Origin of the sequence: Comamonas guangdongensis, assembly GCF_041079535.1 — a bacterium.
In the GTDB taxonomy this organism is placed as follows: domain Bacteria; phylum Pseudomonadota; class Gammaproteobacteria; order Burkholderiales; family Burkholderiaceae_C; genus Comamonas; species Comamonas guangdongensis.
Map to the genome: position 1 here is coordinate 47360 of NZ_JBFYGN010000005.1, position 22086 is coordinate 69445.

Annotated in this window: 26 protein-coding genes and 4 pseudogenes; 19 read left to right on the top strand and 11 right to left on the bottom strand. The window is 58.8% G+C overall.

The genetic code is table 11. From position 1 onward, the window contains the following. Positions 1–134: 134 nt before the first annotated feature. The 6 genes from AB6724_RS05755 (at position 135) to AB6724_RS05780 (ending at position 3861) form a co-directional block, all read left to right on the top strand. Positions 135–587, top strand: a complete 453-nt coding sequence (locus AB6724_RS05755; protein WP_369337549.1) for a universal stress protein — start codon at positions 135–137, stop codon at positions 585–587. Between the two features lie 237 nt (positions 588–824). After that, the gene (locus tag AB6724_RS05760; RefSeq protein ID WP_369337550.1) at positions 825–1277 is read left to right on the top strand and encodes a universal stress protein; all 453 of its coding nucleotides are present in this window, start codon (positions 825–827) and stop codon (positions 1275–1277) included. Positions 1278–1328: 51 nt separating this feature from the next. Next, on the top strand, positions 1329–1781 hold the full coding sequence (locus AB6724_RS05765; RefSeq protein WP_369337551.1) for a universal stress protein: 453 nt from the start codon (positions 1329–1331) through the stop codon (positions 1779–1781). 101 nt (positions 1782–1882) lie between these two features. After that, positions 1883–2341, top strand: coding sequence for a universal stress protein (locus AB6724_RS05770; RefSeq protein ID WP_369337552.1), 459 nt, complete (start codon positions 1883–1885; stop codon positions 2339–2341). A 1165-nt stretch (positions 2342–3506) separates the two neighbouring features. Further along, positions 3507–3656: a hypothetical protein gene (locus AB6724_RS05775; protein WP_369337553.1), complete on the top strand. Its 150-nt coding sequence runs from the start codon at positions 3507–3509 to the stop codon at positions 3654–3656. Next, on the top strand, positions 3631–3861 hold the full coding sequence (locus AB6724_RS05780; RefSeq protein ID WP_369337554.1) for a hypothetical protein: 231 nt from the start codon (positions 3631–3633) through the stop codon (positions 3859–3861). Before AB6724_RS05775 ends, AB6724_RS05780 begins: the two co-directional genes overlap by 26 nt. A gap of 48 nt (positions 3862–3909) precedes the next feature. Here the strand turns inward: AB6724_RS05780 and AB6724_RS05785 are convergent, their stop codons facing one another. Together AB6724_RS05785 and AB6724_RS05790 are read right to left on the bottom strand one after the other, a co-directional pair. Next, entirely contained in the window at positions 3910–4128 is a 219-nt protein-coding gene (locus AB6724_RS05785) for a hypothetical protein (RefSeq protein WP_369337555.1), read from the bottom strand. A gap of 20 nt (positions 4129–4148) precedes the next feature. Then, a complete protein-coding gene (locus AB6724_RS05790) occupies positions 4149–4379 on the bottom strand; it encodes a hypothetical protein (RefSeq protein WP_369337556.1) in 231 nt (76 codons plus the stop codon). Between the two features lie 177 nt (positions 4380–4556). On the opposite strand from AB6724_RS05790, the gene AB6724_RS05795 reads away from it, so the two are divergent. Next, positions 4557–5045: a hypothetical protein gene (locus AB6724_RS05795; RefSeq protein ID WP_369337557.1), complete on the top strand. Its 489-nt coding sequence runs from the start codon at positions 4557–4559 to the stop codon at positions 5043–5045. Here the strand turns inward: AB6724_RS05795 and AB6724_RS05800 are convergent, their stop codons facing one another. The 6 genes and pseudogenes from AB6724_RS05800 to AB6724_RS05825 all read right to left on the bottom strand — a co-directional run bounded on the left by AB6724_RS05800 (position 5046) and on the right by AB6724_RS05825 (position 10514). Beyond that, on the bottom strand, positions 5046–5294 hold the full coding sequence (locus AB6724_RS05800) for a type 1 periplasmic-binding domain-containing protein (RefSeq protein ID WP_369337558.1): 249 nt from the start codon (positions 5292–5294) through the stop codon (positions 5046–5048). Between the two features lie 55 nt (positions 5295–5349). Continuing rightward, a complete protein-coding gene (locus tag AB6724_RS05805) occupies positions 5350–5820 on the bottom strand; it encodes a Rha family transcriptional regulator (RefSeq protein ID WP_369337559.1) in 471 nt (156 codons plus the stop codon). A 296-nt stretch (positions 5821–6116) separates the two neighbouring features. Beyond that, entirely contained in the window at positions 6117–7202 is a 1086-nt protein-coding gene (locus AB6724_RS05810) for a hypothetical protein (protein WP_369337560.1), read from the bottom strand. Next, complete coding sequence (locus tag AB6724_RS05815; RefSeq protein WP_369337561.1) at positions 7192–8718, bottom strand: DUF3696 domain-containing protein; 1527 nt, start codon at positions 8716–8718, stop codon at positions 7192–7194. Before AB6724_RS05815 ends, AB6724_RS05810 begins: the two co-directional genes overlap by 11 nt. A 170-nt stretch (positions 8719–8888) precedes the next feature. Further along, positions 8889–9227 (bottom strand): Mor transcription activator family protein, encoded by a 339-nt coding sequence (locus tag AB6724_RS05820; RefSeq protein WP_369337562.1) that lies wholly within the window; start codon positions 9225–9227, stop codon positions 8889–8891. Positions 9228–9278: 51 nt separating this feature from the next. Beyond that, a pseudogene (locus AB6724_RS05825) lies at positions 9279–10514 on the bottom strand (terminase gpA endonuclease subunit). A gap of 113 nt (positions 10515–10627) precedes the next feature. Here AB6724_RS05825 and AB6724_RS05830 point away from each other — a divergent pair. The 5 genes from AB6724_RS05830 (at position 10628) to AB6724_RS05850 (ending at position 13978) form a co-directional block, all read left to right on the top strand. Next, a complete protein-coding gene (locus tag AB6724_RS05830) occupies positions 10628–10921 on the top strand; it encodes a hypothetical protein (RefSeq protein ID WP_369337563.1) in 294 nt (97 codons plus the stop codon). Between the two features lies 1 nt (position 10922). Further along, positions 10923–11102: a hypothetical protein gene (locus AB6724_RS05835; protein WP_369337564.1), complete on the top strand. Its 180-nt coding sequence runs from the start codon at positions 10923–10925 to the stop codon at positions 11100–11102. A 68-nt stretch (positions 11103–11170) separates the two neighbouring features. After that, positions 11171–11365 carry a hypothetical protein gene (locus AB6724_RS05840; RefSeq protein WP_369337565.1) on the top strand — a complete coding sequence of 65 codons (195 nt, stop codon included), beginning with the start codon at positions 11171–11173 and terminating at the stop codon, positions 11363–11365. A 220-nt stretch (positions 11366–11585) separates the two neighbouring features. Next, entirely contained in the window at positions 11586–13076 is a 1491-nt protein-coding gene (locus AB6724_RS05845; RefSeq protein ID WP_369337566.1) for a Fic family protein, read from the top strand. Positions 13077–13369: 293 nt separating this feature from the next. Continuing rightward, positions 13370–13978, top strand: coding sequence for a DUF4337 domain-containing protein (locus AB6724_RS05850; protein ID WP_369337567.1), 609 nt, complete (start codon positions 13370–13372; stop codon positions 13976–13978). 8 nt (positions 13979–13986) lie between these two features. On the opposite strand, the pseudogene AB6724_RS05855 reads toward AB6724_RS05850, so the two are convergent. After that, positions 13987–14103: pseudogene (locus AB6724_RS05855) on the bottom strand (IS5/IS1182 family transposase); the annotation flags it as partial. On the opposite strand from AB6724_RS05855, the pseudogene AB6724_RS05860 reads away from it, so the two are divergent. From AB6724_RS05860 to AB6724_RS05875, 4 genes and pseudogenes are all read left to right on the top strand, one after another. Further along, a pseudogene (locus AB6724_RS05860) lies at positions 14099–14313 on the top strand (IS5/IS1182 family transposase); the annotation flags it as partial. The pseudogenes AB6724_RS05855 and AB6724_RS05860 sit on opposite strands and share 5 nt — an antisense overlap. Before the next feature lie 422 nt (positions 14314–14735). Beyond that, positions 14736–15317, top strand: a complete 582-nt coding sequence (locus AB6724_RS05865; RefSeq protein ID WP_369337568.1) for a helix-turn-helix domain-containing protein — start codon at positions 14736–14738, stop codon at positions 15315–15317. A gap of 68 nt (positions 15318–15385) precedes the next feature. Then, positions 15386–16003, top strand: a pseudogene (locus AB6724_RS05870) (HipA N-terminal domain-containing protein); the annotation flags it as partial. Between the two features lie 97 nt (positions 16004–16100). Then, the gene (locus AB6724_RS05875; RefSeq protein ID WP_369337569.1) at positions 16101–16574 is read left to right on the top strand and encodes a HipA domain-containing protein; all 474 of its coding nucleotides are present in this window, start codon (positions 16101–16103) and stop codon (positions 16572–16574) included. Positions 16575–16664: 90 nt separating this feature from the next. Here AB6724_RS05875 and AB6724_RS05880 read toward each other — a convergent pair whose 3' ends face one another. After that, positions 16665–16856, bottom strand: coding sequence for a hypothetical protein (locus AB6724_RS05880; protein ID WP_369337570.1), 192 nt, complete (start codon positions 16854–16856; stop codon positions 16665–16667). A 331-nt stretch (positions 16857–17187) separates the two neighbouring features. Between AB6724_RS05880 and dusA the strand changes: the two genes are divergently transcribed. The 3 genes from dusA to AB6724_RS05895 all read left to right on the top strand — a co-directional run bounded on the left by dusA (position 17188) and on the right by AB6724_RS05895 (position 20489). Continuing rightward, positions 17188–18204, top strand: a complete 1017-nt coding sequence (gene dusA, locus AB6724_RS05885) for a tRNA dihydrouridine(20/20a) synthase DusA (protein ID WP_369337571.1) — start codon at positions 17188–17190, stop codon at positions 18202–18204. 158 nt (positions 18205–18362) lie between these two features. After that, complete coding sequence (locus tag AB6724_RS05890; RefSeq protein ID WP_369337572.1) at positions 18363–19808, top strand: polyhydroxyalkanoate depolymerase; 1446 nt, start codon at positions 18363–18365, stop codon at positions 19806–19808. A 27-nt stretch (positions 19809–19835) separates the two neighbouring features. Beyond that, entirely contained in the window at positions 19836–20489 is a 654-nt protein-coding gene (locus AB6724_RS05895; RefSeq protein WP_369337573.1) for an RnfABCDGE type electron transport complex subunit B, read from the top strand. A 65-nt stretch (positions 20490–20554) separates the two neighbouring features. Here the strand turns inward: AB6724_RS05895 and AB6724_RS05900 are convergent, their stop codons facing one another. After that, on the bottom strand, positions 20555–22045 hold the full coding sequence (locus AB6724_RS05900; RefSeq protein WP_369337574.1) for a methyl-accepting chemotaxis protein: 1491 nt from the start codon (positions 22043–22045) through the stop codon (positions 20555–20557). Positions 22046–22086 lie beyond the last annotated feature (41 nt).

The window sequence follows — 22086 nt, forward strand, 5'->3', positions numbered from 1 at the left end:
GATTTTCATCAAGAAACGTCAGCAATACCCCTACAAAGCGTTGCCCCCGCCCGCGTGCGGTGGGAATATGCATTCGACAGCGATTCGGATTCTTTTGGAAACAATGCGCGCTTTGCCGCGCCAGGAGACTGGATATGTTCAAGCATGTGCTCATCCCCACGGACGGTTCGGAACTCTCGCAGGCCGCGGTCCGCGCGGGCATACAGCTGGCCAAGGAGCAAGGCGCCCAGGTCACCGGCCTGTATGTGATGCCGGACTACCGCGCCCTGATCTATGGGGCAGACGCGCTGGTGACGTACAACTCGTCCGAGTTTGAAAAGAGCGCCAACAAGGATGCTGACACCGCCCTGCAGTTCATCGAGAAACTGGCCCAGGAAGAAGGCGTGCCCTGCAAGACGGACCGCTCGACCAGCATGTCCGTGTTTCAGGCCATCATCAAGCAAGCGCAGACCAGCGGCTGCGACCTGATCTGCATGGCCTCCCACGGCCGCAAGGGCATCAGCGGCGTGCTGCTGGGCAGCGAGACCCAGCGGGTGCTGACCCATAGCAACATCCCGGTGCTGGTGCACCGCCCCGCCCTGGCCTAGGGCTGCCCTGGGAGTCATTTTTTGATAGCTGCCAGCGATTGCTGGATAAGCGCTAGCAGTACTAACCCCTGATTCAATCGATCTCATGGTTCGGCGGCCGCGCGGTCTTGGTGCCGCCCGATGCAGGCCGGGCCCGACGGTTGAATCAGTACGTTGCTCATGCAGGTATTGCACAGCATGCGAGCCTTGGCATAGATTGGATCGAGCCCGCTATTCAGGCGCACAAGGAAGCTGAATATGTTCAAACATCTGCTTATTCCCACAGACGGCACGCAACTCTCGGAGGCCGCGGTCCGCACAGGCTTTCAGCTTGCCAAGGAGCAAGGCGCCCAGGTCACGGGCCTGTATGTGATGCCGGATTACCGCGCCCTGATCTACGGCGTGAATGCGCTGATGACGTACAACGCCGACGAGTTCGAGAAAAGCGCGAGCCAGGAGGCCGACGTCGCCCTGCTGTTCATGGAGCAGCTGGCCCAGCAGGAAGGCGTGCAGTTCAGGCCCGTGCGGGTGACGAGCATGTCCGTGTTCCAGGCCATCATCAGGGAAGCGGAAAACAGCCATTGCGACCTGATCTGCATGGCCTCGCACGGGCGCAGGGGCATCAGCGGCATTTTGCTGGGCAGCGAAACCCAGCGGGTGCTGACCCACAGCCACATCCCGGTGCTGGTGCACCGGCCGGCCCTGGCCTAGACGGGCCGCCTGCCAATTTTCGATTCATTACCGCACGCAAGAAAGCTGTACATGCTCAAACATCTGCTCATCCCCACGGACGGCTCGGAGCTGTCGGAGGCCGCGGTCCGCGCGGGCATCCAGCTGGCCAAGGAGCAAGGCGCCCAGGTCACGGGCCTGTATGTGATACCGGATTACCCCGTGATCTATGGAACGGAAGGCATGCTGAGCTTCAACGCCTATGAGGAACTGGAGCGAAGCAGCCACAGAGCTGCAGACACCGCGCTGCAGCTGATCGAGCAGCTTGCCCAGCAGGAAGGCGTGCCTTGCAAGACCGTCAAGGTGGTCGATATCTCCGCCTATGAATCCATCGTCAGGCAGGCCAAGACCAGCGGTTGCGACCTGATCTGCATGGCCTCCCACGGGCGCAAGGGCATCAGCAGCGTGCTGCTGGGCAGCGAGACCCAGAAGGTGCTGAGCCACAGCAGCATCCCCGTGCTGGTGCACCGGCCGGCCCTGGCATAGGACGCGCCCCGGAAGTCGTATTTCCGCAGCTGCCGGCGTTCGTTCAGGAGGCGCTGGCAGCCATTTTTCTCGGTTCCATCAAGTACAGGAAAGCTCTGCCCATGTTCAAACACCTGCTTATTCCCACCGACGGCTCGAAACTCTCGGAGGCCGCGGTTCGCGCAGGCATCCAGCTGGCCAAGGAGCAAGGTGCCCAGGTGACCGCCCTGTTTGTGATGCCCGACTATCGCGCCATGGTCTATGGGGCACGGACGCTGATTGCCTATGACCTGACGGAGTTCGAAAAAGGCGCCCAAGCGGAGGCCGATGTCATTTTGCAGTTCGCACAGGATCAGGCCAAGGCCGCAGGCGTGCAGTGCAAGACCGTGCGCGTGACCAGCCCCTCGACCAGCGAAGCCATCATCAAGGAAGCCCGGGACGGCCACTGCGACCTGATCTGCATGGCGTCCCACGGCCACAAGGGCATCACCAGCATTTTGCTGGGCAGCGAAACCCAGAAGGTGCTGACCAACAGCAATATTCCCGTGCTGGTGCACCGGCCGGCCTTGGGCAAGCACTGATAGCGCCTTCCATCGAAGGGGCTGATGCACTGCACAATCGAAAGCAGAAATAAAAGCTGTTACTCACGGTGCACTTGCTTTAGGATGACATCTGATGAGCGCGAACTGCTGTGGATGCAGTCAGACCCGACTGACACGGGATTTTCCAAGCCACCCTTATGGGTGGCTTTTTTATGGCCGACCGGCGGAGTCATGCGACGCGGCCATGCAAGCCGATCGAGACCTTTGAGAGGGGTGAGCCTTGCGGCCCTGAGCTGCGGGCACACGCCTGGGCGCCTGACCCCTTCCTAAACCCTAGAGCGCATTGTTTGCCTGGCACGCATCGGGCAAACTGCTTCGCCATCCAGCTTTCTTTGCCGGGCCCAGGGCATCCACCCTCCCTTTCAATCACTTCCCCTGGCGTGCCCCCACAAGGCACCGGCTCTTTATCCCTTACAGGCCCGCAGACGCGGGCCTTTCTTTCTTGGAGCCGCGAACACCACCCAGCAAACCGTAGGTTTGCGATTGAGACAAGGCGCGAAGCCGCAGGCAGTACAAAAGTACGACAAGGCGAAGCAACGACGTATCAAGGGTGGTATTTGCGGGTCTTAATAGCCCCGGCTGCGCCCGCCATAGTAGGGGTCCCTTCCGCCATAGCCCGAGCCGGGCCCGGGCCGCATGCTGCCTTGATCCTCATGGCCGTCCTGGCCGCGATCCCGGTCATGCTCATGATCCCGGTCTCGATCTCGGTCGCCATCCCGGCCTCTTTCGAACTGGTGAGAACCGCGGCCAGAATCGCGCCCGTAATCAGGCGGCGGCACGACACAACCGGCCAACGTCAAAGCAGCCGCAGCCAGTGCAAGTAGCGCTTTCATGGCAACCCTTTCTGCAAGTGGTTACATCAGCCTAGTCCGCCTGACGAAACCCCTTGTAAACCGATGTTCCCCTGGCTTCGATGCAAGGCTGTTTCTCTGGCGGCCTGGTCAGCGGAAGCTGCTGCGGTGCCCAAACGTCTGGATCCGGCGACATGCCGGCCGCGAGCCTGTGGCCGGGCAGCGGTGACACCAACTGAAACGTTTGGCGGGCCGCGTTTTCACCGGACAGTCATATTCCCTGTCAACAATCTGACGGTGTGAAACGTTAGACAAACACGAACCCATTTCAAACCGTCTTTCAAGGAGTAGCCATGACTTATCTGTACGCCGCATACCCAGAATTCAAAGCGACGCAAGAGGTTGTGACTCAGATGCCGGACCCGCGCTCCCCCGAGGAAGTGCTGCGGATGCTGTCGCAGAATCCTCCTCCCGAAGGTGAATACAGCGCCGACGCCTTCTGACCCGCCAACCCAGCCGCCCACCGAGGCGGCTTTTTCATGGCGGCGCGGACGACGCAGGCCCCGGCTAGGGCTGCTGCGCAACCAGCCGCCGCTCGATCTGCACCTGCCGCTTCAGGGCGTCGACCTGGGCGTCTCGTCTTTCGACCAGCCCGACAAGCTCGCCAACCACGCCCGCGCCTTCGCCAGCAAGGGCGGCGAGCGCTGAACCGGGAGCGCCACCACGTTGTCGCAGAGGTCTGCAGGCCACTCACCATCAGCTCGTCATTGCAGCCAGGTCGCGGGCACGGCTGGTCAGCGTGCCCAGCTCGGGCAGCAGGTCGGCATCGGCACTGCCCGCCATGGGCTGCCAGTCGCTCAGGGCCAGATCGGTGTGCGATGCGCCCTGGTAGGCAGACATGGCTGCCCCGCCCTTGAGCGGCGCTGCGCCCAGCGACGCCGCAAACGACGTGCGGCTGCGGCTTTGGCGTTGCATGCGTGTATTGCGGCCCATGCTTACACCAGGTAGATGGGCTTGCGCACGGCCAGGCCGTTGCGCTGGGCCAGTTCGTCAATGGCGCGGCGCAGCTGCGTCGTATCGGCATTGAACTGCACGGAGCGCGCGCCCACGCCGTCGGTGCTATGGCTGGCCTGCGTGGGGCCAGTCAGGCGCGCATCGATGGCGACCGGATAACTATCGTGCCGGGCGGTGAGCTGTTCGGTGGTGAGGTGGCTGTAAAGACCCATGCGCCGATGGTCGGCGAATGGCTGCGACAAGTCACTGCGACATATGTCTCTAAATCATGTCGCAGCTGTCTAGAGCTTGTACAGAAACAACATTAACAATCAAATTGATAGCAAAAAGGGAAGAGCAGCGGCTATACCAGTAATATTCGCTTAATCAAACAATCAACGGAGGGAGCAATGTCAGGATGGATTTCCATAGCTGTTAGCGTATTTTTTAGTGCATCGGCACTGCTCGTCACATTAGCCAAGCTCAAAGAGGATGAGCGCAAGCTGGTCCTAGAAAATCTTGGTCGATGGAGCAAAAAAACCAAGCGAATCCTGAATGCTTCTTTCTATGTGATCGGCATTTTGAACTCTGTCATTGGCTTAGTCATTGTTCTTGTTCTTACATCTTCTCCCGAAGTAACTCGCAAAGATTTAGGTGCAGCTGCATTGCACGCGTTTGCCATTCTTTTACTTCTCGGTGACCTGATCTGCACTCAAATTTTCAATCGGCTAGATAAGCAAGCTGAGGAAATTCAGGAGCTTAAATCTCAGCTAAAGCTATGGCAGCAGACTCCGCTTCCTTTAGCTCCAGTGGTCGCACTAGAAACTACTATCCAAAAGGATTCGGTAAAAAGTGCTGCTAGCCCTTTTATTGAAAGCGCTAGCAGCTATCAAAACTGATTACTTGAAAGTCATCAGCAGCGTGCCGGGTGGCAGACTGGCGGCGGGCTTCGGGGTTGGATAGACGGGTTGGGTCACCTGCTTTTCACGGTGCTGGGCCCGTTGGGTGAGGCGCTGGGTGCAGGCCGTGGCCAGGGTGGCGAGCTGGGCATCGGTGGCAGACAGGATCTCGCCGCTAGCGATGCGCTCGGGCAGCGCGTTGAAGGAGACGATCATCTGGTCGTCGCCAATGGGCTGGGCATGGGGCACGCTGGGCTGGCCTTCACGGTCGTAGCCCAGGTGGCATGGCGCCAGTCGGTGTTGTCTACGGCCATGACGGCGTCGAACACGGCCTGTGTGACCTGGCCGCCGCCTGGGTGGCCAGACGTTGGGCAAGATGGATGCGCTGCGGGTCTTGCGCGGGCTTTTGCAACCCGGCTTCCATGCGGTTGAAGGCGGCGATATAGGCCAGCTTCCAGCGCAGTGCCTCTTTGCCGGTAAAGCCCATAGCCAGGAGCATGAAGCCTTCGCGGGTCATGCGGTAGGCTGGTGTCGAAATTGGCGCACCACCGCTGGGATTGGTTCGAACATCGACCGTCTCCTCAAAATTGAGGGGGTGGTCTTCCGAAGCCATTTCACGAATCAAAGCACGGATAGCACGCAACACGTTGTCATGGCGTTTGCCAAAGAACTGTGCGACTTGAAGACTTGTGGTGGTGACGATGCCGTTATGGATGGAAAGCTCGGGGCGAGCAGAAACGACATCTACAGACGAAGCAGTGGTGATGTTAGCCATGACAGGCTACTACGGAACAAGTTGTCAACCCATCCCCACTGCCGCCAAACAGAGGTGATGGACCGTGCAGGGTTGGCGGACCGGCAACAGGCACCGGCACACCCTCGCGGGTGTCCCCACACGACCCACCGTAAAGCGAAGCCATGTGCACGCAGACATGCTCTAGAAAGCAAAAAGCCGCTGACCATCTTTGTATGGCGCGGCCGCTGCGCCTGTTGATTTCCGGGCCGCCAAGCCCAGATCACGCTTACGGGCGTGATGCAAGAAGTATACAGGAACTAAATTTTTTCCAAAATTCAGTACCTAGCTTTTGGCAGAGCGACTCCCCAATCGAATACAGTTTTACCAATTGCTAGCCACTGTGTAGAGTTCTCAGAAACTTTCACTCTTTCATACTGTTTATTTATTGTAATTTTTTTACAAAACTCCAAAAATATATTTGCAATTGTTTCACTTAATGGTGAAATCATTTGGCAACTACAATTGTCTCCGCATTCGTCTCCACACATTAAATTAGAAATATTTTTCCTTCTAACAAACTCTTTCCAGTATGCAGATTTATTTTGATCAGCATCCTTAATCAATTTAAATTTCGTCCCAAGCTTTAAATCACAATAAAGGAATGGCTCTAGATCATCACCTATTCGGATCTTGACTGCATTCAGCCTTTCATGCAAGTCAACTGCACCTGCATCACTATTTATAGCATCAGCGATCAATCCCAAAGGCAATACATTCTCTAATTCTCGCGCAGGAACATCAAGGTGTTCGGCAATCCAGACTCTTTGCTGAGCAACAGCATTACATCGTCGACTGACAATATTAGAGTTCGCACCGGGATAATCTTTATCCGTATCAGTAATCGCAAGACAAAAATAGTTCTTCTCGTTAATAGCATCTTCAAAAGAAGGAAGAATCTGAGATCCGCCTGCACCTAGCGCCGTTAGATTTATATCTAAAGTCTTTAACTTTGAATTGATTTTATAATGCTTTGCAGCTAGAAGGTAAATGTTTGCATCGTCAAGATTCTCTGCAAGCAAGCAGCCCATTTGAATTTGATTACTCTCAAAAAATGAAAATGATATAATCCACTCACCATCTTCATATTTAAAAACATCACTTTCAAATATAAGTATTAACCTTACACCAATATTAGGCCTGATTGAACCCAACTCGGAAAGCCTAGAACTCACCTTTTTAAATATTGATTTAGAGACGCCGCCAATGTCTTGCTTACATAGCCAGTTTAGTGTTTTATTTTTAGCATAGAAAACATGTTTTCCATGAAACACAGACAGAGCAATAGATTCAATAACAGCACATTGCCGTAGATTAGCACTCTCCATATTCTCTGAAACCGAGTCATCAATCTCAATCCACATTATTAAACTCCGGCTCAAAGAATCCGAATGGCCAGTTCTGAAGAACCCCCTCTTCATCAAAATTTGAAACGTTTACTTTCACTGACTTTTGTTGATCCTCTGATGGCTCAAACAGCAAGATACTCACATCTTCTGCACTCAACTTCCCCTGTTCAACGAGCTCACCAAGTCTATTTACAATATGTGGACTATGAGTTTCAATAATCAGAGAAACATCATTGTTATTATTTTTCTTACTTGGCTTAACAGCAGCTGCAAAAACATCTGCCAGTCGAGATTGATATTCTGGATGAAGATGAAGTTCTGGCTGCTCAATGACAACGGCAGATGCTTTATTAGTTCTAGAATTATTTACCATCCACAGTTGCGCAGCAATTGGCAATACCTGCGATATACCGAAACCCATATCCGCAATATTATATGAATCAGCGTCGTCTTCGCCCTTCGCCATGACCATAATCTGCCCACCCTCGCGCTTGGCGGATACGCTTATTTTCAATATTGAGCCTAAAAATTCCTGGAAGTTCTTTAACAAAGAAGAGCTCAAACTATCCAAAAACATTGGAAGATTTCTCCCCTCTGGATCAATTTCCTGAACTGACAAATCTTGCCTTCTATAATATCTCTCTGCCGTTGCACGAAGCGGCTTCAAATATTTGACCGAAGAAAAATAATCTTTCATTGCCTCATCGACTATTTCAACAAGTTTGAAGCAATTATCAAGAACAAAATCTCTTTGCAGAGACCTTGCATAATCAGCCTTAGTGGCAAATTCTTCAGGTGTTTTAACTCTACTCTTGGTCAGAGAATCTGCAACAGCATCAACCCCAAAAAAACCAAACTTAGAAATTGCCCTTTGAACTGCGGGCTTTATCTGAGAAGCCCCTTTTGATAAGGAAGTTCTAACAAGGAATGTTCTATCTTTATGGCGTCTCTCTGTTGCAAAAAACATCAAAGGAAGTACATTACCCTGCCGGGTAAAAACTTTGATGTTCTCAGGCAAATCAATAGTTTCCCCATTAAAAATTAAAGACTCAAATTTATCTTCTTCATCTTTGAAGACAATTTCAAAAGAAACATCCCCTGTAGAAACTTGAAGCCTTTTAGTAGTTACAACATCCCCGCCTATCAATGTCAAAACCACTTTCACATCGCCTACAGCGAAAAGCCTCTCCCCATATATCCTATACTCAGATGTTTGTTCAAGCCTATAACTATATGGATCGAATCTCTCAAAATCGTAATTTATTGAGAAATTAAATCCAAGAGAAATTTCCTTCTCACCTCTGCTTATTGCTTGCTCCAACGAGCCAAAGTCAACATAATCACCAAACCAGAGGATTGGAGACCTCTTCTTAGATTCAACACTTTGTCTCAAAAGTGGGAATATTCTCGCAAAGGTACTTTTACCTACACTATTTTTACCAAGAAGAACCGTTATCTTCGATATTGGAACCTCTCCAACATCTCGTAAACTTCTAAGATTTTGAATTTTAATATTTTTAAGTATCGCCATTGCCTACTCCTGAAATCATATTGATACACTTGTATCATTGTATTTCATGTTATCACATAAATATATCCATTAGACCTACTTCGAGCCGGCATGGAACCTGCGCGCTAATTCGCATGTATTGAAAATCTCAGACTGACACGCATTTGTTGAGCCAAGCGTTCAAGTGCAAATCAGAAGCCAGTGCGCGGCAAACCTTCCACAATTCGGCGCACATGCCTGATGCTGAGGCCATAGATATGGGACAGCTCTCGGATATTGATGCCGTTAAAGCGCTGCCGAATTTCTTCTGCCATTTGTTTCTTTTTCAATCCGTGCTGAGTGGTCACATACACATAGCCCCCACCCAGCCGCTGCACATACCGGCGCACCAGCTCCTCAGTCAGATCCTCCACCCGCTCCACGCCATGGCATAGCGCGGCGGCGGCCAGTTCTTCGCGCAGCACGGCAATGGGGTCCAGCTTGTTGGGGCTCGATACCGAAGGGGTGGTGGTTGCGTCTTTGTCGTTCATTGTTTTGATAGCTGGTTGCGCTTGCTGTGCCTGCGTTTGCATTGGTTTTTATTAATAAAGGCTGATGGGGCTGAAAAGCTCTTCGTCCGCCAGCTGGCGCGACGGGCTGGGCCGTGCTGGCGTGCGTAGCGGCGCGGCTTCTTCGCCCTGCGACGGTGACTGGGCAACCTGGGCCGGGGCGGTGTTGAAGAGGTCTTGCGGGGGCTGCACGGTTTGCTCTAGCTGCAGCCAGCGGGCCTCGGGCCATTTGTGCACGCCCAGACACATGGCGGCGTACAGCGCGTAGTTGCGGCAATCCAGCACTTCATTGCGCGGGCGGCGCTTGACCCAGCGGTACACGTCCTTGCCGTTGACCTTGACCAGCACGCGCTGCTCTGCGGTGAGCTGTTCGTACCATTCGCGCGGCAGCTTCTGGCTGGTATGCACGTAGCCGGGGCCGGGCTTGTCGATGGCGAGCTGGCCCAGCAGCAGGTCTTTGGCGCTATCGACGCCCACCAGCCAGAGCTTGATGCCGTGCGATATCTTGCGGCCGCGGTAGTTGACTTCTTGCAGGCTGCTGGGGCCGACGATGTTGCGGTTGTCGTTGTTGTCGCCCTTGATGGCGCGCAGGCCGGCAAGCTGCCCTTGCGCGCTGCGCACCCAGTTGTAGACGGCCTGGGTCTGGTCGGACGAGTCGATGCTGATGGCACTCAGCCCCAGGCTGCCGCCGTGCCAGGCTTGCACGTAGCGCTGCTGCAGGTATTGGGTGACGGGCTCCCAATTGGACTCGCTGGTGGGGTTGCCCTGGATGACCTGGTGGGCGACGGCCCAGCTTTCAAGACCACGGCCCCAGGCCCCGATGGCGATCTCTCACCGGTCGCGCTGCACGTCGACCCCGGCGGTGAGCAACAGCGCGCTGGCGGGCACGCGGCCCAGGGGGTAGTCGTCGGCCCGGGCCGGCAGTGCGTGTTCGTCGCTGCTGTCGCCTTTCAGCTCCCAGGTCTCGCCCAGGGTTTCGTTGGTGAAGCCGGTCATGGGCCCCACGTCGCCAGCCTGCAGGGCGCGGTGTGCCTTTTCAAACTCGTCCACGGGCTGACCCAGGAGTACGGGGCTCAGTGGGCAGAACTCATTCACCCAGCAACGGCCGGAGCTGCTCAAGGCCGGCCCGAGCTTTCCGCTGCCCGCGGACTTCCTCCCAGCCCAGCCCAGGCCAAGAGGCAGGCAGGCGGCGGCGTAGCAACGCCAAACAACACCTGATCGCAAATTCGGTTGACGAACCGAACAGGCAAAATTTAAACTACTGTACATATGCACAGTACTGATCAAAATAACAGCAAAATACTGAACAGCATGCCGCTCCAAGCATATGCCCTTACCCGCAGGGCTGAAGCGGGGCCATCAAGAAAGAGTGCGAGCCGGGTGTGGACCTTGGCAATGCAATGCCGCCACCGACAGACCGAAAGCCGGGCATCGCACTCTTTCTTGATGGAGCTGCCGCACAGCAGCCGTCAACGATTCTTGCCAGTAGCGAAGCGCATTCACTCCGCTCCCTTCGTTGGTTTCGCGCGCCCTCCGGGGCACTGGCCTTTTATCTCTGCGGCCCGCCGCCGCGGGTTTTCTTCTCGGCTCAAGGAGTTCTCATGCTGTACGGCACCGTTCCTCAACCCATCGACGAAGACCTCGTGCAGCGCCTGCGCGAGAAGGGAGGCCTGTGAAATGGCCGAACGTCCGCTCCCTGGCGCTGACGCTGCTGCTGGCAGCCCTGCTTCTGCTCGCCCCAAGCTTGGGACAAAACTTCTGATCGCCGCGCAATGGGGCCTGACCGTGCTGGGCATCTTCTGCCTTGTCGGCGCGGCCGTGGTCATCGCCATCACGCCCAGCGCCTGGCCGCTTTGAGCGTCGGCACCCTCAAATTCGATAGCTGCAAGCGCTTGCCGCACAAGCGCCAGACACGGAGCACGAACATGGAAAAAATCTTTGAAACCCTGGCCCTTGTGGCCGCCATCTTCATGGGTGTCCTGTGGCTGGCCAGCCCTGCCGCTCAGGCGGACGAGCCGACGACCATCGCCAAATCCCAGCGCGACGAATTTGCCTGCCCCGGCATGCATGCGGAATGGCTGGACGCCCACACCGTGCAATGCCTGCGCGAAAAGCCCTGAGCCCCACCGCCCTCGCCCGCCCATGCACCGCATCGATACCCTGCTGCAAGAGTTGCGACGCAACCAGCGCCAGCGCAGCCACCTGGATTGGCCTCGCGGGGCTAGCCACCTTGAAAATAGAAAAAATCCCAATTTAGGGCCAGGAAGTAATTTTTTCCTTGCTGAAATAGCAAAAACTGCGTTTAGGATTCGCTAAATCATTTTTTCTGCAAAGGACGCGATGGCATACCACCGCAAAGTCGGCTACGCCCATTTGCGCGACAAGCTCGACACCGGGGCTTTTGAGCCGGAGCGCCCCGCCAAAGTCTACCCCGTACAGAAGTTTGTGCCTTTGGCCGAGTGCCTGCAAGTCCCCGAGCAGTCGGCTCCCGCAGCCGATGCCAGCCCGCTGGAGCACTTGCTGTTCGCGCTCAAGCACGAGGACCTGGACCTGCAGGCCGCCATTCTGGCGCTCAAGAAAATCGATGCAGCACCGCTGGTGGCTCAATTTGCCGCCGCTCCCAGCAGCCGTTTTCTGCAGCAGGCTTGTTTTCTGTGGGAGGTCGCAAACCGCCAGCAACTGGATGCCCCCCTGGCCAAAGGGCCCACCTTGCCGCTGTTCGATCCGGCCACTTTCCTGACCGGCCCATCGCAGAAATTCACACGTTGGCGAGTGGACTTCAACGGTCTTGGTTCGCCCCAGTACAGTCCTAGCGTCCGCCTGACGCCCGAAATCAAGGCTCTGCTCAACGCAGACATTCTTGGCCAGGCCCGCGAGTTCATCCAGTCCATCGACCCGGAAATGGTGCAGCGAGCCGTGCGCTGGGCCTACCTCAGCGAAACCGAGGGCTCTTATGCAATCGAACGTGAAGCCCCCACCGGGAACCGGACCGAAGCCTTTGCCCGGCTGCTGGCCCGCGCCCACGAAGAAGAACAGCTCACCGAAGACTATCTGGCCGTGCTGCAGAACCTGACCGTGCAATCGGCCATCGACCACGCCGTGCAATACCGCCACCGGCAAAACTGGCTGCGGCGGGACAGCAGCGTCACCTATGTCCCGCCCGCGCCAGAGCACCTGATCCCCGTCATGGAGGGTCTGCTGGCTCTTGCCAACCGCAAGGACGGCCATATCCCTCCGCTGGTGTTGGGCTCGCTGGTCAGCTTCGGTTTCGTGTTTGCCCACCCGTTCATGGACGGCAACGGCCGTCTGTCACGCTTTCTGTTCCACAAAATGGCCTGCCGTGACGCCAATCTGCCTAACGGCCTGGTGCTGCCCATCTCTACCGCCATGGCCCGGCACGAGGACCGCTACCTGCAGGCCCTGTGCTCGTTCTCGGCCCCGGCCCGGGAGCTATGGACGGTTGCCAAGGTCTCCGATCTTGAATACGAATGCAGTTTTGACGGCTCGCCGGAGATCTACCACTACTGGGATGCGACCCAGTGCGTGCAATTCGGCCTGGAAATGGCCAAGGAAGCACTGCAGCACGACCTGCACACCGAGGTTCAGTTCCTAGGCCAGTTCGACCGCGTGTACAAGCACGTCAACAAGGCCATCGATATGAACAACAACCTCATGAACACCCTGGTGCAACTGCTGGTCAAGAACCAGGGCCGGCTGTCGAACAACAAACGCAAGATGTTTTCCGCCAAAGGCTACCCGGAAGCCGTGCTCGACGAAGCCGAACGCATTGCGCAAGCCACGCTGCAGCAAGAAGACGAATACCGCGACTGATACCGCACCTCGCAAGCTTTTTCATCGCCAAGGAGCTTCGACGGCCGCGAGCGTCGCTTCAGCCATGTCCGTGCCAAAGCCTTTCGGGTGAAAGTCCGAGCCTTTGTGTGCGCAACAACGTTCTTGTCCTCTGGTGGATCCGGGCCGTGCATGCGGCTCGGCCGTCCGCCCGCTTCCTGGGCCAGTTTCAGCAGCGCTTGGTGGACAGGCGGTGTTAGCGGCTCCAAAGCCCTGGGCTGCAGTCATACCGGCCCCATAATGCGCCACCCATTGCTATCAAGGAGTTGGCACCTATGTCTTCCGACGGTTTTCACGTCCATGGCCCGCACGATCACGAACTTGAACATGCCGCCGAGGGCGAGCATGGCCAAACCGCCCACCACGGCATCGGCGGCGGCAGCCTGACCAACCAGATCGCCATGTGCACCGCAGTCATCGCCACGGTGGGCGCCATCTTCTCGTACATGGGTGGTGCGACCCAGGCCAATGCCGGGCTGTACAAAAACGACGCAGCCATCAAGAAGACCGAGGCGGCCAACCAGTGGGCCTTCTACCAAGCCAAGAGCACCAAGCAGTCGATGTCCGAGTTCGCGCGCGATCTGGTGGCCACGGATGACAAGCGGGCAGCCTACCAGGCCAAGGTGGAGCGCTACGAAAAGGAAAAGGATGACATCAAGCGCGATGCCGAGCGTCTGGAAGCGGAGGCCCGGCACTGGGACGAGCAGTCCGAGATGCAGATGCACCTACATCACCGCTGGGCCCAGGCTACCACCGCACTGCAGGTCGCCATTGCCCTCGCAGCCATTGCGCTGCTGACCAAGAAGAAGTGGCTCGAATACGCCATGCTGGGCGTGGCCGTGCTCGGCCTGGGCGTGGGCGGGCTGGCGATGCTGCATATCTAAGAACGTGTCTACGATCTCCTGAGCAGTAGCGCCAGGAATGCGAGATGGACGAACTGCAGGCTGGCGTTGATCAGCCGCCCGCAGTTCTTCCGCAGCCTAAGACTCTTCTCCAGCCACGCAAAGCTGCACGCAAGCAAAGGCTACGACTACAAGCACTGCCGTGCCGAGGCATCGCCAGCCGGATTGCAAGGCGAGGAGTCGAGAGCAGCGAAAAACTCGGCCAGCATCGCTGGGGCGTGGAGAAAGCACGCGGATGGTTTGCAGGCTTTAACAAGCTGCGTATCTGCTTTGAAAGGCGGTCGGACATCCACGAAGCGCTGCTGAAACTGCGCGCGGTAGGTTGCGTTGCGTCGCTCGGCATCGAGCTGCAAGAGCTGCAGCGCCAAGACCGCCAGCGCAGCCGCCTGCTACGCGCTATTGAAAGCAAAGCAGCTAGCGCAAGCCGATCAACGCTATCGGTAGAAAACTACTTTCAAATGCAGATAGAGCGAGCGCCGCACGCTCATAAACTTCGCAAGCAAAGCCACGCTCAAGTATCATCTATTCATAGATGAATTAAATTGCGATAAATATGCATATCTATGCTGCATGGAGATAGACGGCGTGGCTCTCCGGTAGCGGCCGGCCCCCGGCATCAAACGCATTGATGGCACACCCTCAGCACAAAAACAATTCATAGATTTGCATGTTTTAGCCAAAACATTAACATCTATGCATGCCACGCCAAAACACACCGCCCGCAGACTACCCGCAAGCCGTGCTCCAGCAGATCGAGCAGCTTGCACAGAACATCGTCATCGCCCGTAAACGGCGCGGCGAGTCGCAGGCGCAGTGGGCCAAGAAGCTGGGCATATCGCAACCCACCATGGCGCGCATCGAACGCGGCGACCCATCCGTCGCCATGGCCTCGTATGTGATGTGCATGTGGCTGATCAATCAGGCTGGCGGGCTGGCCGACCTGATCGCGCCGCAGAACGACCATGCGGCGCTGGAGAAGGAAGTGGCCAAGGTGAGAGCCAAGCGCAAGCCTGCTGCCAGCCCTGCCCCATCGATGCCCTCAGCAGCCCAAACCCCTGTTGCTAGCAAACATGCGCTAGCTGCCTCGCAGAAAACGCCAGCCGTCCAAATTGGAGCGACCGTTCGAAACATGCCTACGGGGCGAATCGAGGAAGCGATGTCAAAGCTCCCAGGCGCTCAGATAGGAAAAGCTCTGTCGCCCGGTCTCGAAGCTGTGATGGCATTTCACAACTCACCGACCGGGCAAATGTTCAAAACTGCCAACAAAAATTCGGATGGCCTGGCCGCCCTCCTAGCCAAAACAGACCCTAAAAAGAAATGACCCAGCCCGCCATCAACGCCGTCTCGCCCCGCACCTACGTGCCGCAAGACCAGCTCTATGTGTGGGTCATGGTCAACCCCGCGGCGCCCACGCTGGTGGGCGAGGTCAGCCTCTCGCAGCTGGTGGCCGACTGCGCCACTTTTACCTACACGGCGGACTGGTGGAACTTTGCGCTCAGCGAAGACATGCCCATCGTCCAAGGCCAAGTCTTCAGCACCGGCGAGAGAAGCACCGCCCCCGGCGCGATCGACGACGCCCGCCCGGACCGCTGGGGCGAGCGCATCATCCGCCACATCGACCGGCCTGCCCGCCTGTCCATCCTGGAAATGCTGCTCTTCGCGGGCGACGACCGCTTTGGCGCGCTGGGCGTGTCCACCTCGGCAGAGCAGTACATACCTCGCTACCTCGGGCCCTATCCGCAGTTAAAGGATCTGGCCCAGCTCGCCGCCGCGGTGGAAGACGTGCAGACCCAGGCCCCGATCACCGCAGAGATACAGCGCCTTATCCAGCCCGGCGTCACCCTCGGCGGCGCGCGGCCCAAGGCATTGCTGCAGACGGATAACGGCCCCTGCGTCATCAAGTTCAGCGAGCTGGACGACCCCGTGGACACCCCGCTCATCGAGCACGCCACCATGACGCTGGCCGCCCAGGCCGGCATGTATGTGGCCGACACCGCCGTGCTGCCACTGCCGCCACGCTACGGCAAGGCGCGGCACGCACTCACCATCGAGCGGTTCGACCGCCTGTGCCCCCCCCCAGTCCGCCCACACCGCCCTGCGCGCTGTGGGTCTGGAGCAAAGCTACAGCAATCTGGCCACCATCCTGCTGAGGCTGGGCCACCCGGACCGGCAGGCCGCCATGCGCGAGGAGCTGTTCAAACGCATGGTCTTCAACATCCTCATGGACAACACCGACGACCACGAGCGCAACCACAGCATCAGCCTCAATCTGGCAGACGGCTACTACGACCTCACGCCCGCCTACGACGTCGTGCCCAGCCTGCAAAACCTGGGCTATCAGGCACTCATCGTGGGCACCGCGGGCTCCGAATCCAGCCTTGAAAACGCGCTTACCCAGATCAACGAATACGGCATCAAAATGCCCCGCGCCGTCGAGCTGACACGGCAAGTGGCCGCCGCCGTCGATCGCTGGGCCGCGCACTTCACGGCCCTGGGCGTCAGCCAGTCCGATATGGAGCTGCTCGCCTCCAGCATCGACCGAGATGCGCTCAGATCGCAGAGACAGGCCTTTCTGTAAAAGCCAACCTCTTCCGCCCAAGCAAAAGCCCGCAAGGTTCCAGACCCGGCGGGCTTTTTTGATCACCAAGGAGTCTTGATGACCGACACCTCAGACCGCGACGAACTGGTGCGCCTGGCTGGCGAGCAGGCCCTGCTCTCCAGAGATCTGCGCAACCTGAATGCAGATCAGCAGCGCGACCTGTTGGCCTTGCGCAATCTGGCCACCGATATGGCACCACATGCCGACTGGCATGCCAAAGGTACAGCCTTGCTGGACAGGCTTCGCGACCGACAACAGCAAATGGCCACCATAACCTTGGCTGCCTGCAGCGTGCCCAGGGCCCGCGCCTCCTGCAACTGCGCCTCGCGGCGCTTCAGTCACGCCTGCGCCAAAGCCTTTCTGGTGAAAGTCTGTGCCTCTGTGTGCACAATAACGCTCTTATCCTTCAGGCGGATCTGGGCCGTGTATGCGGTTGAGCCGTCCGCTCGTTTCCTGGCTGTGATCGTTCCCATGGTGCCGGTGCTACAAGTCGTTCTCGTAGCACTCAATGTAGCACCGAGGAACAGAAATCGGGGTTTTTGGGCGTTTTTCAGGGTGCTAAATCAGTGCTACAAGCCCTTAAATTACATCGATGACCAATACAAATATCAAACAAAATCAAATAGATACAAGCATGTGGCGCATGTCTGTTGCGCCCATGATGGACTGGACGGACAAGCATTGCCGCTATCTGCACCGTCTGCTGAGCCAGCACACCCTGCTCTATACCGAAATGGTGACGACCGGAGCCCTGATTCACGGCGATGTGGCCCGCCATCTGCGCTTCGAGGCCGAGGAGCATCCCGTGGCCCTGCAGCTGGGCGGCAGCGAGCCGGCCGATCTGGCCCAGAGCGCGCGCCTGGGCGAGCAATGGGGCTATGACGAGATCAACCTCAACTGCGGCTGCCCCAGCGAGCGTGTGCAACGCGGCGCGTTTGGCGCCTGCCTGATGAACGAGGCCGGCCTGGTCGCCGATTGTGTCAAGGCCATGGTCGATGTGGTCCAGGTGCCCGTGACCGTCAAGCATCGCATAGGCATCGACAAGATCGAGAGCTACGACTTTGTGCGCGACTTCGTGGGCACGGTGGCCGACGCCGGCTGCGAGGTCTTTATCGTCCATGCGCGTAATGCCTGGCTCAAGGGCCTGTCGCCCAAGGAGAACCGCGAGATCCCGCCGCTGCGCTATGAGCTCGTGGCCCAGCTCAAGCGCGACTTTCCGGCGCTGACGATTGCCGTCAACGGTGGCATCAAGACCGACGAGGTGGCGCTGCAGCAGCTGGAACAGGTGGACGGCGTGATGGTGGGCCGCGAGGCCTATCACAATCCCTGGTGGATGGCCTCCTGGGATGCTCTCTACTATCAGGACGAGAGCAGGCAACGCACGCGCGAAGCCGTGGAAGAGCAGATGGTGCTCTATATGGAGCGCGAAGCGCGCGAGCACGGCACCCACTGGTATTCGATTGCGCGCCATATGCTGGGCCTGCGCAACGGCCTGGCCGGCGCGCGGCGCTGGCGCCAGGTCTGGAGCGACCACCGGCTCAAGACCCTGCCTCCGCACGAGGTGATGAAGCTGGCCCGTACCAAGCCCGCCGAAGCCGTGCCGGCCTAGCAACCCGCGGAACCCGCCACTGCTCCCTACCTTTCAACGAAGCCTGCGCAGACTTCGTTGCGAGTTACCATCAATCGGAGGCATGAAGGGATATTACTGGTTCGCATGTCAAATACGGCTGCTATATTGCACTGCAACATAATCGCAGAAGTGCCCCCATGCTTTACCAGATCTACGAAATGCAGCGCGCCATGGTCGAGCCGTTTGCAGACTTCGCCCAGGCCGCCTCCAAGTTCTACAACAACCCACACTCGGTCTTCAGCCAGGTCCCGCTGGCGCAGCGCATGGCCGCGGGCTTCAATCTGATGTACCGCCTGGGCAAGGACTACGAAAAGCCCGGGTTCGATCTGCACGGGGTCGAGGTCAACGGCGTGGAGGTGACCATCCGCGAGCGCGTGGAAGTCGACAAGCCGTTCTGCGAACTGCGCCGCTTCAAGCGTTTCTCCGACGACCCCGAGACGCTCAAAGCCATGCTCAGCCAGCCCGTGGTGCTGATCGTGGCGCCGCTGTCGGGCCACTACGCGACCCTGCTGCGCGATACCGTGCAGAGCATGCTGGGCGGCCACAAGGTCTATATCACCGACTGGAAGAACGCGCGCACCGTGCCCCTGTCAGAAGGCGAGTTCCACCTGGACGACTATGTGAACTATGTGCAGGAGTTCATCCGCTATCTGCAGGGCCGCTATGGCCAATGCCATGTAGTCAGCGTCTGCCAGCCCACGGTGCCGGTGCTGGCCGCCGTGTCGCTGATGGCCAGCCGCGGCGAGGCCACGCCGCTGTCCATGACCATGATGGGCGGCCCCATAGACGCGCGCCGTTCGCCCACGGCCGTGAACAATCTGGCCGAAACGCGCAGCTACGAGTGGTTCGAGAACAATGTGATCTACGAGGTGCCGAACAACTACCCGGGCGCGGGCCGCCGCGTGTATCCGGGCTTTCTGCAGTATTCGGGCTTTGTGGCCATGAACCCCGACCGCCACGCCAAGAGCCATTACGACTACTTCAAGGACCTGATCAAGGGCGACGAGGCCAGCGCCGAGCACCACCGCAAGTTCTATGACGAGTACAACGCCGTGCTCGACATGGATGCCGACTACTATCTGGAAACCATTGCCACGGTGTTCCAGGAATACAAGCTGGTCAAGGGAACCTGGGATGTGCGCAACGACGCCGGTCAGCCCGAGCGCGTGCGCCCCCAGGACATCACCCATACGGCCCTGCTGACGGTGGAAGGCGAGCTCGACGATATCTCCGGCGCCGGCCAGACCCGCGCCGCACACGATCTGTGCACGGGCATTGCCGCCGAGGCGCGCGAGCATATCGAGGTGCCGGGCGCGGGCCACTACGGCATCTTCAGCGGCAGCCGCTGGCGCAAGAGTGTGTATCCGCAGGTGCGCGACTTCATCCTGGCCCACCAGCCCGCCAGCGCCACCGCGGCCAGCGCCGCTGGCCATATCAGCAGCATGAGCGACGATGAGCTAGAGGAGGAAGAGGACCTGCTGCTGGCCGAGGATGCCGACGACAAGGCTCCGGCCGCCGTGAAAAACGGTCAAAATAGCGCCCCGCCCCGGAATGCGCGCGCCGCGCGCCAATCCCGGGCATAGAGGCCCAAGACCAGCATGACCCCATCCATGTCCGCAGCCTCCCCGCTTCAAGCACTGGCTGCGAACATCGATGCAGCACTGCCCCAGACCCAATGCACGCGCTGCGGCTATCCCGACTGCGCGGCCTATGCAGGGGCTGTGGCCAGCGGGGAAGCTCCCATCAATCAATGCCCGCCCGGCGGCCAGGAAGGCATACGCCGCCTGGCGGCCATCACGGGCCGGGCCGAGCTGCCGCTGAGCGCCGAACATGGCGTGGAGGCCCCGCGCACCGTGGCCCTGGTCGACGAGGCCTGGTGCATAGGCTGCACGCTGTGCATCAAGGCCTGCCCCACGGATGCGATCCTGGGCGCCAACAAGCGCATGCATACGGTGATCGCCGAGCATTGCACGGGCTGCGAGCTGTGCATTCCCGTCTGCCCCGTGGATTGCATAGAGCTGATCAATGCCAGCGGCTCGGCCACCAGCTGGAATGCCTGGAGCCCGGCCCAGGCCGAGCATGCGCGCGGCCGCTACGCGACGCATCGGCAGCGGCTGGGTGCCAAGTCCGGCAAGGCTCCGGCCGCATTGCCGGCCGCTGCTGCGGCTGCGAGCACTGAAGAAGCCCCGCCCCCCCCCACCGACAAGAAGGCGACGATTGCGGCGATTCTGGCCAAGGCCAAGGCCCGGCAAACGGGCTCCTGAATACGCATCAAATCGGGCTGCAGCGCTTTCCCTTCAAGGGCCTGCTGCTATAGCTTCGCAAGCACTCAGGCCACGGCCAGGCTTTTGTACACGCCGCAACCCCAGTACAGGCCCTCGTGCTTGCAGACATAGGACATCTTGGTCTGCACCTGCTGGGTGCTGGGATTGAGGTAGTCGTACTCCACCCAGCCGGGGCAGGCCTCGGCCTGGGCGATGATGTCGGCAATCAGGCGCTCGCCCTGGATGCCGGGAACGTCCTGCACTCTTGCACCCACCTTGGTGGGATTGCCGCCGAAGGCCAGATACTCGCCTTGGGCCGACAGCGCAAACACATACATATCGCGGTCGTGATAGGGCTGCTGGGGGTCGCTGATGGAATGCAGCACGCTGCCCAGGTTGCGCGAGCCCTTGGCCAGATGCATGGCCGCGTCGACCAGGGCCACGGCCTCCTCGGCCGTGCCCTGCTGCAGGCGAAAGCGCGCCACCGCCCCCGACAGATCCTGGGCCCGCAGCTGCAAAGCCTGGGCCTGCTGCAGCGCATGGCCGACCATTTGCGCGTTGTGCCGCGTGATCTCGTCGATCTGCCGCACGGCATTGCTGATTTCCTGCAGGCCCGAGCTCTGGTTGCTGGCCGAATCGGACAGCTGGCCCATATGGCTCACCACATCATGAATGGCACGCGTGACGCCATGAATCTCCTGGCCCGCATCGCGCAGCAGCTGCGTGCTGTGGGCCACCTGCTGCACGGTCTCGCCGATCAGCTGGCGGATTTCCTTGGCCGCATCACCGGAGCGCTGGGCCAGGGAGCGCACCTCGCTGGCCACCACGGCAAAGCCGCGGCCTTGCTCGCCCGCACGCGCGGCCTCCACGGCCGCATTGAGTGCCAGGATATTGGTCTGAAAGGCGATGCCGTCGATCACACCGATGATCTCGCGCATGCGGCCCGCGTTGCGCTCTATGGACTCCACCGAGTGCACGGCGTTCTGCATGGCAGCCGCCCCCTGGTCCGCCGCCGCACGCACGCCATGAGCCTGGGAATGGGCCTCGCGCGCAACTTCAACATTGCTCTGCACGGCGCTGGTGAGCTGCTCCACGCTGACCACGGTTTGGGCCAGATTGCTGGCCTGCAGCTCGGTACGGCCGGCCAGCGCCTGATGCTCGTTGACCATGTTCTGGCCGGCCTGGGCCACCAGGGCAGCATTGCTGCGCACATCGGCAACCATGCCCGACAGCGCATGCACCATGCCTCGCGTAAGATCGCCGGCGCCCTGGCTTTGGCTCAGGTCGCCATGGGCCACCCGCTCCATGGCCTGCTGCATGCCCTGCCACTGCTGCTGCCAGCCGGTATACAGTGTGCGCATCCACAGCAGCACGCCCAGACCCCAGACCACCAGCCAGCCCACATGTACCGCGGTATTCAGCTTCAGCAATGTCAACGCGGGCCCGGCCAGCAACCATGCCAGGCCCGCGGCCAGCGCCAGCCGGCGCAGGCCCGGCTGCCTGGGCCTGGCCCCGGCCCGGGTATCCTTGTTCGTCGAACTGATGTCGTGCTGCATCGCCTCTCCTTGATCTGCTTGTTGTTGTATGCGCTTCATGT

Bases quoted from the DNA above. Each gene is read 5' to 3' on its own strand.
- AB6724_RS05755 (WP_369337549.1), top strand. From the start codon at position 135: ATGTTCAAGCATGTGCTCATCCCCACGGACGGTTCGGAACTCTCGCAG.
- AB6724_RS05760 (WP_369337550.1), top strand. From the start codon at position 825: ATGTTCAAACATCTGCTTATTCCCACAGACGGCACGCAACTCTCGGAG.
- AB6724_RS05765 (WP_369337551.1), top strand. From the start codon at position 1,329: ATGCTCAAACATCTGCTCATCCCCACGGACGGCTCGGAGCTGTCGGAG.
- AB6724_RS05770 (WP_369337552.1), top strand. From the start codon at position 1,883: ATGTTCAAACACCTGCTTATTCCCACCGACGGCTCGAAACTCTCGGAG.
- AB6724_RS05775 (WP_369337553.1), top strand. From the start codon at position 3,507: ATGACTTATCTGTACGCCGCATACCCAGAATTCAAAGCGACGCAAGAG.
- AB6724_RS05785 (WP_369337555.1), bottom strand. From the start codon at position 4,128: ATGCAACGCCAAAGCCGCAGCCGCACGTCGTTTGCGGCGTCGCTGGGC.
- AB6724_RS05790 (WP_369337556.1), bottom strand. From the start codon at position 4,379: ATGGGTCTTTACAGCCACCTCACCACCGAACAGCTCACCGCCCGGCAC.
- AB6724_RS05795 (WP_369337557.1), top strand. From the start codon at position 4,557: ATGTCAGGATGGATTTCCATAGCTGTTAGCGTATTTTTTAGTGCATCG.
- AB6724_RS05805 (WP_369337559.1), bottom strand. From the start codon at position 5,820: ATGGCTAACATCACCACTGCTTCGTCTGTAGATGTCGTTTCTGCTCGC.
- AB6724_RS05810 (WP_369337560.1), bottom strand. From the start codon at position 7,202: ATGTGGATTGAGATTGATGACTCGGTTTCAGAGAATATGGAGAGTGCT.
- AB6724_RS05815 (WP_369337561.1), bottom strand. From the start codon at position 8,718: ATGGCGATACTTAAAAATATTAAAATTCAAAATCTTAGAAGTTTACGA.
- AB6724_RS05820 (WP_369337562.1), bottom strand. From the start codon at position 9,227: ATGAACGACAAAGACGCAACCACCACCCCTTCGGTATCGAGCCCCAAC.
- AB6724_RS05835 (WP_369337564.1), top strand. From the start codon at position 10,923: ATGGCCGAACGTCCGCTCCCTGGCGCTGACGCTGCTGCTGGCAGCCCT.
- AB6724_RS05840 (WP_369337565.1), top strand. From the start codon at position 11,171: ATGGAAAAAATCTTTGAAACCCTGGCCCTTGTGGCCGCCATCTTCATG.
- AB6724_RS05845 (WP_369337566.1), top strand. From the start codon at position 11,586: ATGGCATACCACCGCAAAGTCGGCTACGCCCATTTGCGCGACAAGCTC.
- AB6724_RS05850 (WP_369337567.1), top strand. From the start codon at position 13,370: ATGTCTTCCGACGGTTTTCACGTCCATGGCCCGCACGATCACGAACTT.
- dusA (WP_369337571.1), top strand. From the start codon at position 17,188: ATGACCAATACAAATATCAAACAAAATCAAATAGATACAAGCATGTGG.
- AB6724_RS05890 (WP_369337572.1), top strand. From the start codon at position 18,363: ATGCTTTACCAGATCTACGAAATGCAGCGCGCCATGGTCGAGCCGTTT.
- AB6724_RS05895 (WP_369337573.1), top strand. From the start codon at position 19,836: ATGTCCGCAGCCTCCCCGCTTCAAGCACTGGCTGCGAACATCGATGCA.
- AB6724_RS05900 (WP_369337574.1), bottom strand. From the start codon at position 22,045: ATGCAGCACGACATCAGTTCGACGAACAAGGATACCCGGGCCGGGGCC.